This window comes from Pseudomonas typographi, from assembly GCF_014694385.1.
Lineage (GTDB): Bacteria > Pseudomonadota > Gammaproteobacteria > Pseudomonadales > Pseudomonadaceae > Aquipseudomonas > Aquipseudomonas typographi.
In genome coordinates, this window is the sequence record NZ_JAAOCA010000002.1 from 235,564 (window position 1) to 246,763 (window position 11,200).

Consider the following 11,200-nt stretch of genomic DNA (forward strand, 5'->3'; position numbering starts at 1 on the left):
GCTGGCGGCTTTTTTAGAGCGCTAAATCTTGGTCTTGCCGTTTGTAAATGCGCGCCATGCTGGCAAGCAATGAGAGTGCAGATATGGCGCAGGCGAAAGCAAATACATACACTGAGAATTCTCCCTCAGTGCTTCCGCTCAATCCGCCCATGAGCGCAAGTACCATGGCGACGAGAGCAGCGACAATGGATTGGCCGGTCGTCCTTGCTGTCGAGAGCACACCCGAAGCAGTGGCAGTTCTGGTTTTTGCTGCATTTGCGAACATTTCCTTGTTATTTGGCGGGAGGAAAAAACCGTATCCCATACCGCATAGCACGACGCGCCATAGGAAGTCTCCAACACTCGGACGCTCCGGTAGAAAGATGAGCGCGCCCAGTCCCAGACAAAAAATCAATACGCCAATGCTCGACACGTGAGTCGCATTAAAGCGATTCGTCAAATTCCCGGCAATTGGGGCGCACATGGCGCTGTTATGTGGCTTCTAGCTAACCAAACCCGGGTTCTGCAAAGTGGCCCCAAGAAGAGCTAACCCACTGCCCCATATACGGTTTCAAGCCTTGCGTGACTTGCACAAAAGACTGGGCGCCGGAGCTTTTTTGTGTCAGGTGGCGATAGGCGATGCCTTTATCCAAACCGATAAATATCCATCCCCAACGCCCCCAAGGTAAACCCTTGGTGCACCCGCTCAAACGCCCCACCGGCAGCCCAGGCGAAATACAGCGGCAACAAGTGCTCGTCACGCGGATGGTTACGCACCGCGTGCGGCGCGCGTTGGCGGTAATCCAGCAATGCGGCTTCATCATTGCTCGCCAGGTGCTCCACCATCCAATCGCGAAACGCCTCGGCCCAGTCACTGGCTTCATCGGCTTTTGAATGCCAGTTCAGTTCGCCGAGGTTGTGGGTAATGCTGCCGGAGCCCACTAGCAGGATGCCTTGCTCGCGTAACCCGGCCAAGGCCCGGCCTACCGCCTGCTGCAGGCGTGGGCCATGGGCGCTGGGCAACGACACCTGCACGATGGGAATATCCGCCGCTGGGTACATCAGCGACATTGGTACCCAAACGCCGTGGTCGAAGGGGCGGTTGGGGTCCAGGGTGGCCGGCAGGCCCGCGCCCGCCAGGCATTCGACCACCTGTGCAGCGACGCTGGGTGAGCCCGGGGCGGGGTATTGCATCGCGAACAGGGCCGGCGGGAAGCCGCCGAAGTCGTGCCAGGTCTGTGGTTGCGCGCCGCTTGCCACTTTCAGTTCACGGCTTTCCCAATGGGCAGAAACCAGTACGATGGCCCGCGGCTTCGGCAGTTGTTCGGCCAGCCGAGCCAGCGCGGGGCCGCTGGCACCCGGCTCCAGTGCCAGCATTGGCGAGCCATGGGAGATGAATAGGCTGGGGAGCATGATCGGTTAGCCTTGATGCAGTAAGATGCCGCCATCTTCAATCAACCGACCGATCGAATTCCAACGGTTTTTTCTGGACGAATTCATCGAAATGCTTGAGGTATTCAGTGCAACCAGGCTTTTGGACTGCGCGCTGGGAGCGCCAACAGATCGGCTTTCATTCCGCCCACCCCAACCCCCAGCTCTGCGCTCACTGGCCGATGATGGCGCGGGCGGGCTCAAGGGTGCTGGTGCCGCTGTGCGGCAAGAGCGTAGACATGGCGTGGCTGGCCGCGCGGGGCCACCGGGTGGTTGGGGTGGAGCTGTCGGCCATCGCGGTGCAGGCGTTTTTCGCTGAGCAGGGCTTGGCGTACACCTGCCACGCTCAGGGCAGCTTCAACCTATACCGCAGCGGTGCGATCGAGATCTGGCAGGGGGACTTTTTCGAATTGGCCACCGAGCACATAGGCCACTGCACCGCGCTGTACGACCGTGCCGCCCTGATTGCCCTGCCGCCGGCGATGCGCAAGGCCTATGTGGAGCACCTGCAACAATTGCTGCCCGCTGGTTGCCTCGGGTTGATGCTAAGCCTCGAGTACGCGCAGGAGAAGATCCCTGGCCCGCCGTTCTCCGTGCTGCCGGCCGAGGTGCAGGCGCTGTATGGGCCGGGGTGGGCGCTGCAAACTCTGGCGTGCATCGATGAAACAGCGCGGGCCGGCCCCCGGTTCCACGCGGCGGGCGTTACCCAATTGCACGAGCGGGTCTATGGGCTCTGTAAGCGCTGAATCAACCCGTTCGCGCCCTCGATAGAGCGCTGCAGGTCGATCAGCAGGGGCTCCACGGTGCCGCTCACCGTGCTGTAGCCCTGTTGCAGGTTACCCACCGTTTGAGCATTCATATGGTGCTTGTAGAACAGTAGTTGATCGTTCAGCGCCCCCAGCGCCGGCAACACCCGGCTTTGTGCATCGCGCATCTTGGCGAGCAACAGTTGGTATTGCTCACGTGTCTGGGCCAGCTCCTGCGCACTGGCTTGCCTCAGCGCGGGGGTTTGGTAGTCGTTCAATTCGTCTTCCCATTCGCGGAACATTGCCTCGGCCACTTGCTCGACCTGGTTGACGCGAGGCTCCACAGCCTGGGCGGCCTTTTGGCTGGCGGCATAGTCGCGTTCAAGCTCGGCATAACGCTGCTGCGGGTCGCCCTCTTGGGCGGCGAGTGCCAGGCGATAATGCTCCAGGGTGCGGTTGAACTGATAACGCGCCTTAATTTGCGCATCGCGGGCGTCTTCGACCCGGTGGCTGAAGATTTCGCGTTTGGGAATGCCGGCCTTTTCCATCATCGACAGGTAGGGGCTTTGGCAGCCGGCGAGCAGTAAGGCGGTGAATAGCAGAAGGTAGCGCATGCTAGGCCTTGGTCAGTGGGCGTGGCCGTTGGACCTGAAAAAACCGCATAACTTCCATGGGCAGGCTTGTTCTGCTGGGCGTAAATAGCAGAAGGCCAGCTTTTGCTGGCCTTCTATAGGCAACCTGGCTAGCCGATCAACCGCGGCGGCGCAACGCTTCGATACGCTCTTCCAACGGCGGGTGGCTCATCAACAGGCCGGCCAGGCCGTGCTTGAGGCCGCCGTTAATGCCGAAGGCGCGGAGCGTGTCGGGCATGTGCACCGGCACGCCCTGTTCGGCCCGTAGCCGCTGCAGGGCGCCGATCATCGCACCGGTGCCGGCCAATTGCGCGCCGGCTTCGTCGGCGCGGTATTCGCGGCGCCGCGAGAACCACATCACGATGATGCTGGCGAGGATGCCCAATACGATCTCGGCGAAGATGGTGGCGATGAAGTAGGCGATACCCTGGCCCTCTTCGTTCTTGAAAATCACCTTGTCGACGAAATTGCCGATGATCCGCGCGAAGAACATCACGAAGGTGTTGACCACACCTTGGACCAACGCCAGGGTGACCATGTCGCCGTTGGCCACATGGCCGATCTCGTGGGCCAGTACCGCGCGCACTTCATCCGGCGAGAACCGCTCGAGCAGGCCCTGGCTGACCGCGACCAGGGCGTCGTTGCGGTTCCAGCCGGTGGCGAAGGCGTTGGCCTCGTAAGCCGGGAAGATACCGACCTCCGGCATTTTGATGCCCGCCTCGCGGGAGAGTTGTTCCACCGTTTGCATCAGCCACTGCTCGTGGCGGGTGCGTGGCTGGGTGATGGTCTGGGTGCCAGTGCTCATCTTGGCCATCCACTTGGAGATGAACAGCGAGAACAGCGAGCCGGCGAACCCGAAGACGGCGCAGAAAATCAGCAACTGGTTGAGGTTGAGGTCCACCCCGTTGGCGGCCATGAAGCCGTTGAAGCCGAACAGGCTCAGGGTGATGCTGGCTATCAGCACGACCGCAAGGTTGGTGGCCACGAACAGCAGGATGCGCATCATGGTGTGAAAGTACTCCTGACGGGTAAGTATGAAGCTTAGTCGGGTATATAAGGTTGCCAGTGGAGGGATTCAACCAAGGTACTATTACAAACTATGTCGCAGGAATTTTCCTACAAGGGCTGCCTAGGTGGAACCCTCTGGCCCTGTGGCCTAGCGTGAAAACATTGCTGCTGAATGGTTTCGCCGGCTGCTTAGGCAATTGAGCCAAAACGTGACGGCGCCGCCGCTGGGGTGGCGCCGTTTTCATCACTGGCGATAGCCGCGCACGAAGCTGCCGATGCGGCTGATGGCCTGCTCCAGGTCATCGACGCGCGGCAGCGTGACCACCCGGAAGTGGTCCGGCCATGGCCAGTTGAACGCGGTGCCTTGTACCACTAGCAGTTTTTCCGACAGCAGCAGGTCGAGCACGAATTTCTCGTCGTTGGCGATCGGGCACACCTTGGGGTCGATCCGTGGGAAGGCGTACAGCGCGCCCATGGGTTTGACGCACGACACCCCAGGGATGTCGTTGAGCAGTTCCCAAGCGCGGTTGCGCTGCTCGAGCAGGCGGCCTGGCGGCAGTACCAGGTCGTTGATGCTTTGGTAGCCGCCCAGGGCGGTCTGGATCGCGTGTTGTGCCGGCACGTTAGCGCACAGGCGCATGTTGGCGAGGATGTCGAGCCCTTCGATGTAGCTCTGGGCTTGGTGCTTGGGCCCGGAGATAATCAGCCAACCGGAGCGAAAGCCGGCCACCCGATAGGATTTCGACAGGCCGTTGAAGGTCAGGCACAGCAGGTCCGGGGCCAGCGCCGCGGTGCTGACGTGCACCGCGGCGTCGTAAAGGATCTTGTCGTAGATTTCGTCGGAAAACACCACCAGGTTATGTTGGCGCGCCAGTTCCAGCATGCCCAGCAGCACTTCGCGGGAGTACACCGCGCCGGTGGGGTTGTTCGGGTTGATGATCACCATGGCCTTAGTGTTGGGCGTGATCTTGGCCTTGATGTCGGCCAGGTCCGGCGCCCAGTCGGCCTGCTCGTCGCACAGGTAGTGCACCGCATTGCCGCCGGCCAGGCTCACCGACGCCGTCCACAGAGGGTAGTCCGGTGCCGGGATGAGCACTTCATCGCCGTTGTTGAGCAGCGCTTGCATCGACATCACGATGAGTTCTGACACCCCGTTGCCCAGGTAGATGTCTTCGATGCCGACACCGGCGATCTCTTTTTGCTGGCAGTACTGCATCACCGCCTTGCGGGCGCTGAACAGGCCCTTGGAGTCGCTGTACCCTTGGGCGGTGGGCAGGTTGCGGATGACGTCCTGGAGGATTTCTTCCGGAGCCTCGAAGCCGAATGGTGCCGGGTTGCCGATGTTCAGCTTGAGTATGCGGTGGCCTTCTTCTTCCAGGCGCTTGGCGTGCTTGAGCACCGGGCCGCGGATGTCATAGCACACGTTGGCGAGCTTGTTCGATTTGCTGAACTGCATGTTGGGATCCTGGGTAAGACGCGAGCGCCCACAAAAAAGGGGTTTGAACAGCAACGGCGCGGGTGACAGACTGGCGCATCGATACGGCGCAATCATACGTGCCAGCCGATTCACCGAAAAGACACAGTGCGGGCTTTTTCCACTGCTGAGGTGTACCCATGCCCAAGTTCGACAAAACCCTGGAGGAGTGGCGCGCCATGCTCGACCCCGAGCAGTACCGCGTATGCCGCCTGGCCGGAACCGAGCCGCCCTTCAGCGGTAAATACAACACCACCAAAACCGATGGCGTGTACCATTGCATTTGCTGCGAGGCGCCATTGTTCGATTCACGGGCCAAGTTCGACTCCGGTTGCGGGTGGCCAAGCTTTTATGAGCCGATCGCCAACAATGCCATGATCGAACTGCGCGACAGCACCCACGGCATGATCCGCACCGAGGTGCGCTGCAGCACCTGCAATGCCCACCTGGGCCACGTGTTCCCAGACGGCCCGCGACCGACAGGGTTGCGCTATTGCATCAACTCGGTGTGCCTCGACCTGCGGCCCAGGGGTGTTCAGGCATGACGCTGGACCCGATGAGCGTGCCCTGCGTGTTGATGAACGGAACGCGCAAGACCCTTGCCGACTACGATGCCAAGGCCCTGCTGGTGGTCAACACCGCCAGCCAGTGCGGCTTTACCCCGCAGTACAAGGCCCTGGAGCAACTGTGGCAGACCTACGGGCCGCGCGGGCTGGTGGTGCTGGGGTTCCCGTGTAACCAGTTCGGCCACCAGGAACCGGGCGACGATCGCGCCATTGCGCAGTTCTGCGACACCACGTTCGGTGTGAGCTTCCCATTGTTTCGCAAGGTAGAGGTCAACGGCGAGCATGCCCATCGCCTGTTCGTGGCCTTGAAGGCTGCGGCCCCCGGCCTGCTGGGCAGCGAGAAGGTCAAGTGGAACTTCACCAAGTTTCTCATCGATGTCCGCCGGCGCCGGGTACGCCGCTTCGCGCCGTTCACCAAACCGCACAAGCTCGCCGGCGAAATCGAGCGTTTGCTGGTGTAGTTTGCAGCCCTCGGGTCAGGCGTGCGGCACCCATTGGTCGATCATGGCAATCAGTTCTTCGCGGCGAAACGGTTTGGCCAAATAGTCGTTCATGCCGGCGGCGCGGCAGCGCTCGCGTTCTTCCGGCATGGCATTGGCGGTCAAGGCTACGATCGGCATTTGCGGCCAGCGGCCGCTCTGGCGGATCCGCCGGGTGGCCTCGTAGCCATCCATCACCGGCATGTTGCAATCCATCAGCACCAAATCGAACGGGGCGTTTTCAAGCTCGGCCAGCGCTTCGCCGCCGTGGGCGGCCACGGTCACCTCGCAGCCGAGTTTGCCGAGCATGCCGCGGGCGACCAATTGGTTAACCGGGTTGTCCTCGACCAGCAGGATGCGCGCGCGCCGCTCTGCGCGGGGTTCGGCCTGGGGCACGGCGCCAGTGCCGGGTATATCCATGCCGAGGGTGCGCCGCAACACTTGCAACAGCGCGTCGCGGGACAGTGGCCGTGCCAGTTGCTGCAGGGCACCCAGGCGGGCGGCTTGGTCGCTGGGCAAGAAATTACCATAGGCAGTCACCAGCAAGATCGGCGTTTGCAGGCGTGGGCGCAAGCGGAACAAGCATTGCGGGTTGTCGGTGATCACCAGGTCGGCGCTGATGTCGTCGAAGGCATCTTCCGGGTCGCGGCGCTGATACACCAGCCCCCAGCAGGGCAATAGGTTTTCCAGTAACTCGGCCAAACCACTGCTGGCGCTGCTTACCCCTACGATCTGACCTTTCAGCGTAGGCAACGGGGCGGCAGGGGTGTGGGTGGGCAATGGCAGGTCGGCGGTGAACTGGCTGCCGAAACCCGGCTCGGAGCTTATCGACAGGCGCCCTTGCATCGCTTCGCACAGGTTATTGGTCAGCGCCAGGCCCAGGCCGGTACCGCCGAATTGGCGGGTGATACCCGCGCCGGCCTGGGTGAAGGGCTTGAAGATCTTAGCCTGGGCTTCCTTGGGGATGCCGATCCCGGTGTCCCGTACTTCGATGCTGACGCCGCTGACCACGGCGCTCAAGCGCACGTCCACGCGGCCGAAACGGGTGAACTTCAAGGCGTTGGATAACAAATTGCTGACGATCTGCCGTACCCGGGTGGGGTCGCCCAGCACCAGTTGGGCAAAGCCCGGCGCCACCAGGCAGGTGAGCTCTACATTCGGTGCCGCATTTTGCGAGAGCAAGTTGGCGGTGTCCTCCACCAGCGCGGCCAGGTCGAAGGGAATGCGCTCCAGTTCCAACTGGCCGGCGTCGAATTTCGACAGGTCGAGAATATCGTTGAGCAGCTCCACCAGCACCTTGCCCGAGTCGTGGGCAATCGACAGTTGCTGGCGTTGCTCGGCGGCCAGGGGGGCGTCCATGGCCAGGGCTATCATGCCCAGCAGGCCGTTGAGCGGTGTGCGAATTTCATGGCTCATGTTGGCCAGAAAGGCGGCGCGGGCCTGAGCCATTTCCATGGCGTTACGGCGGGCGACTTCCAGTTCTTCATTCGACTGGCTCAGGCGCACGTTGCTCGCCTTAAGCTCGGTGGTGCGCGCCGAGACGATGTTTTCCAGCTCGCTGAGGTAATCGGTGAGGCGGTTTTCCGCGGCCCGGCGTTGCTGGATTTCCATGGCCATGCTCACGAACTGCTGGTTGGCGACCTTCACCAGCACGCCGATTTCATCTTGTTCGTGGCCGGCCGGGTAGGGCAGCCGGTTAGGGGCCGCGTTATGCGGGTCGCTGCGGACCAGCGAGCGGATGACCCCCACCAGCGGCTTGGTCAACATGGAGTAGAACATCACCAACAAAATGGCGGTGAGGATCAATGTGCGCATAAAACCGCTGACCAAGGTCACACCGGCACGCTCTAAAAACCGTGTGCCGACCGCGCTGGTGTCTACCCGCAGCGTCAGCGTGCCCAGGGTTTCGGCGGGCATGTGGTCAAGGTACAGGCGGTCTTTGAAGACCAAATTGGTGCCGAACAGTGCGTCGGTGAGCATTCGGCAGCGGCTGCTCGGGCGTTGCCGGTCGACGCTGGCCAGCACTTGGTTGGTGTTGTCGACCAGGCTTGCGCCAATCACCGACTCTGAGCGCAGCAGCCCCCTGGTCAGCTCTTCGGCCAATTCGGCGTCGATGTTATAGGCGATCCGCGATGCCGGGTTGTGGCTGATTTCCAGCAGCGACGTGACTTGGCGGTTGATGGCTTCGTTTACGCTGGCATAATCCAGGGCGATCTGCGCGAAACTCAGTAGTGTCCCGATAACCAGGCCCACCACGACAGTCGTGCGGGCTTGTTTGTACGACAAGCGGTGGGTGAACTTGATATCCATGGATACTGCGCCGGTTCTTGATCGTTAGCCTCGCGCCACGGCGCTCACGGTAATCGACTCCTGGCCCGTGCGCACGTTCACGCGGTCGGCTCTTTTACTCTGTTACTGCCTTGAGGTGAAGACGTGGATGCTCGCTTGACTGCCTTTCTCGACCGTGCCGAAGCCGTATTGGCACGCCTTGAACCTTTGTTGCCGGTGCCGCGCCCGGCCCTGGATTGGTCTAGCACATTGGCCGCGCGCTGGCGCCACGACGGCCGCAGTGGCTACCTGCAGCCGCTTGAGGTGAGCCTGGATATTCGCCTGGCCGATTTGCTCGGGGTTGACCGCCAGCGCGAGCAACTGGGCCGTAATACTCGCCAATTCCTCGACGGCCTGCCGGCCAACCATGCTCTGCTGTGGGGCGCGCGGGGCACCGGCAAGTCTTCGCTGGTGCGCGCCTTGCTGGCCGAACACGCCGCGGCTGGCCTACGGCTGATCGAGATCGAGCGCGACCATTTGGCCGACCTGCCGCGGGTGGTAGAGCAACTGAAGGGTCAATCCCAACGCTTTGTACTGTTTTGCGACGATTTGTCGTTCGAGGCCGGGGAGGGTGACTACCGGGTGCTCAAGAGCGTGCTGGACGGGTCGCTGGAACAGGCGCCGGAAAACCTGTTGCTGTACGCCACCTCCAACCGCCGCCATTTGGTGCCAGAAAACCAAAGCGACAACGACCATTGGCAGCAGGTCGATGGCGAGCTGCATCCCAGTGAGGCCGTCGAAGACAAAATCGCCCTCTCTGACCGTTTTGGCCTGTGGTTGTCGTTTTACCCGTTTAGCCAAGGCCATTACTTGGATGTGGTCTGCCATTGGGTGGCCGAGATCGCCAGCCAGGCGGGGCTGGCTTGGGCCCGTGATGAAGAGCTGGAAAAAAACGCGGTGCGCTGGGCTACTGCCCGCGGCAACCGCAATGGCCGCTGTGCCTATCAATTTGCCCGCTACTGGGTGGGCCTGAAGCTTTTGGAGACGCATCCATGATCGATTTGAACGCCACCGGCGACGGGCTGGAAGGCTACCCACTGTGGGTGGCGCAACTTCAAGCGTTGCTGGCCGGCGAACGGGATTTCATCGCCAACGCCGCGCAATTCTCGGCGTTTGTGTTCAACGAACTGCCTGACCTGAACTGGGCGGGGTTTTACCTGAACCGCAATGGCGAGCTGTTATTGGGGCCGTTCCAGGGCAAGGTGGCCTGCGTGCGCATTCCCTTCGGCCAAGGCGTATGTGGCACCGCTGCCGCCAGCGGCCGGCCGCAACGGGTCGAAGACGTGCACACCTTCGCCGGGCATATCGCCTGCGACAGCGCCTCGAACAGTGAACTGGTGGTGCCACTGGTCAAGCAAGGCCGCCTGCTCGGCGTGTTCGACCTGGACAGCCCACGGGTTGGGCGCTTCAGCGAAGCCGACCAGGCCGGCATCGAGGCATTGCTGGCGGTATTTCTGGAGGCGACCGACCTATAGGCCGCTTACCCACGCGCGCCGCCCGATGCTACAGCCGCCCCACACAGGCTTTGCTGGGTGAAGCGGGTCGGTTAACGCTCAGTCGTAAATCGCCCGTTTCTTCCATTGGGCTTCTTCATCGGCGGTGAGGTCTTTCAGGCCTTCGGTGAGTGCACTGGCGTCGTCCTGATGGTGGCGGATGTTGTTCATCACCATGTCGTTGGCCCGGGCCAGGAGTTTTTCGAGGTAGCGCAGTTGTTCGCTGTACACCGAGGGTTCCGGCTGTTTCTTCAGGTATTGTACGCCGCGCTCGAAGGCCAGCCGCGCATGGCCCGGCTCGCCTTGTTGGAAGGCTTGTTGGCCGAGGTTGTTGAAGAACTCGATGTGCAGCAGCACCAGCAGGTGGCGGATCTGGTTGACCCAGTGGCGGGACTCGCCCGGGGCCAGCACGCCTTCTTGGGTGGCGCGGATGATCTGGTGGTGCATCACCTCTAGCTGGTAGCTGACTTCCTTGGCGCGATCTTCGGTAAGGATAGGGTTGGGCGGGTTGTTCACCTGCACCTCGTTGCCCTGCGCTACCAGCGCCTCGAGTTCGGGAATGCGCGCCTTGAGCGCGGTGTTGCCTTTATCCAGCGGCAGTAGCTTTTGGCTCATGTGCAGTTCGATGCGGTAGAGCAGCAACTTCAGCTCAGGCGTAATCAACTGGCCGGGGAAGGTTTCGCTGATGTCCGCGCAGCGGCGCAGGCGGTCGGTCAATTCGTGGCGCAAGCGGGTGCGCGCAACCTTATTGGCTTCGATCGTATTATTGAGAAGGCCGATCGCGATGAGTACGGCCACCCCCGCAACGATCAGCAGGGTAATCATCATGGGCGTCACGGTTGTGCCCTCGTGCTGTGTCCTAAGTGTAGTGTTCAGTGCCGGGGGCGAAGTTCAGTGCGCCGGGCATTCTGGCCTCGGGCCATTATGCGCGCTGCTCGCGCTGTGGCATAGCCTCGCGACGGGGTACTGACGAGGTGGCCATAAGGCAATAATCATTTGTTATAACGATAAATGATTAAATTATTTCTAAGTATAACCAAAGGAATGCAGCATGGCGGGCTATC

At 61.6% G+C, this 11,200-nt stretch carries 12 protein-coding genes; 5 read left to right on the plus strand and 7 right to left on the minus strand.

Annotation, left to right across the window (positions count from 1 at the left end; all coding sequences use genetic code 11):
• Positions 1–13: 13 nt before the first annotated feature.
• Complete coding sequence (locus tag HAQ05_RS02395; RefSeq protein ID WP_190416984.1) at positions 14–463, minus strand: MFS transporter; 450 nt, start codon at positions 461–463, stop codon at positions 14–16.
• A 161-nt stretch (positions 464–624) separates the two neighbouring features.
• Complete coding sequence (locus tag HAQ05_RS02400) at positions 625–1,392, minus strand: DODA-type extradiol aromatic ring-opening family dioxygenase (protein ID WP_190416985.1); 768 nt, start codon at positions 1,390–1,392, stop codon at positions 625–627.
• 107 nt (positions 1,393–1,499) lie between these two features.
• Between HAQ05_RS02400 and HAQ05_RS02405 the strand changes: the two genes are divergently transcribed.
• Positions 1,500–2,156, plus strand: a complete 657-nt coding sequence (locus HAQ05_RS02405) for a thiopurine S-methyltransferase (RefSeq protein ID WP_190416986.1) — start codon at positions 1,500–1,502, stop codon at positions 2,154–2,156.
• Here the strand turns inward: HAQ05_RS02405 and HAQ05_RS02410 are convergent.
• The 3 genes from HAQ05_RS02410 to HAQ05_RS02420 all read right to left on the minus strand — a co-directional run bounded on the left by HAQ05_RS02410 (position 2,135) and on the right by HAQ05_RS02420 (position 5,252).
• Complete coding sequence (locus HAQ05_RS02410) at positions 2,135–2,770, minus strand: DUF2959 family protein (protein ID WP_190416988.1); 636 nt, start codon at positions 2,768–2,770, stop codon at positions 2,135–2,137. The two genes, HAQ05_RS02405 and HAQ05_RS02410, sit on opposite strands and share 22 nt — an antisense overlap.
• A 136-nt stretch (positions 2,771–2,906) precedes the next feature.
• On the minus strand, positions 2,907–3,794 hold the full coding sequence (htpX, locus tag HAQ05_RS02415; protein WP_190416990.1) for a protease HtpX: 888 nt from the start codon (positions 3,792–3,794) through the stop codon (positions 2,907–2,909).
• A gap of 246 nt (positions 3,795–4,040) precedes the next feature.
• Entirely contained in the window at positions 4,041–5,252 is a 1,212-nt protein-coding gene (locus HAQ05_RS02420) for a pyridoxal phosphate-dependent aminotransferase (RefSeq protein WP_190416991.1), read from the minus strand.
• Between the two features lie 158 nt (positions 5,253–5,410).
• Between HAQ05_RS02420 and msrB the strand changes: the two genes are divergently transcribed.
• Positions 5,411–5,815, plus strand: a complete 405-nt coding sequence (gene msrB / locus HAQ05_RS02425) for a peptide-methionine (R)-S-oxide reductase MsrB (protein WP_190416992.1) — start codon at positions 5,411–5,413, stop codon at positions 5,813–5,815.
• Entirely contained in the window at positions 5,812–6,297 is a 486-nt protein-coding gene (locus tag HAQ05_RS02430) for a glutathione peroxidase (protein WP_190416993.1), read from the plus strand. Before msrB ends, HAQ05_RS02430 begins: the two co-directional genes overlap by 4 nt.
• 15 nt (positions 6,298–6,312) lie before the next feature.
• On the opposite strand, the gene HAQ05_RS02435 is transcribed toward HAQ05_RS02430, so the two are convergent.
• Positions 6,313–8,625, minus strand: a complete 2,313-nt coding sequence (locus HAQ05_RS02435; RefSeq protein WP_190416994.1) for a response regulator — start codon at positions 8,623–8,625, stop codon at positions 6,313–6,315.
• A gap of 123 nt (positions 8,626–8,748) precedes the next feature.
• Between HAQ05_RS02435 and HAQ05_RS02440 the strand changes: the two genes are divergently transcribed.
• Positions 8,749–9,639 (plus strand): DUF815 domain-containing protein, encoded by an 891-nt coding sequence (locus HAQ05_RS02440; protein WP_190416995.1) that lies wholly within the window; start codon positions 8,749–8,751, stop codon positions 9,637–9,639.
• Entirely contained in the window at positions 9,636–10,118 is a 483-nt protein-coding gene (locus HAQ05_RS02445) for a GAF domain-containing protein (RefSeq protein WP_190416996.1), read from the plus strand. Before HAQ05_RS02440 ends, HAQ05_RS02445 begins: the two co-directional genes overlap by 4 nt.
• A gap of 78 nt (positions 10,119–10,196) precedes the next feature.
• Here HAQ05_RS02445 and HAQ05_RS02450 read toward each other — a convergent pair whose 3' ends face one another.
• Positions 10,197–10,973 carry a hypothetical protein gene (locus HAQ05_RS02450; RefSeq protein ID WP_190416997.1) on the minus strand — a complete coding sequence of 259 codons (777 nt, stop codon included), beginning with the start codon at positions 10,971–10,973 and terminating at the stop codon, positions 10,197–10,199.
• Between the last annotated feature and the right edge of the window lie 227 nt (positions 10,974–11,200).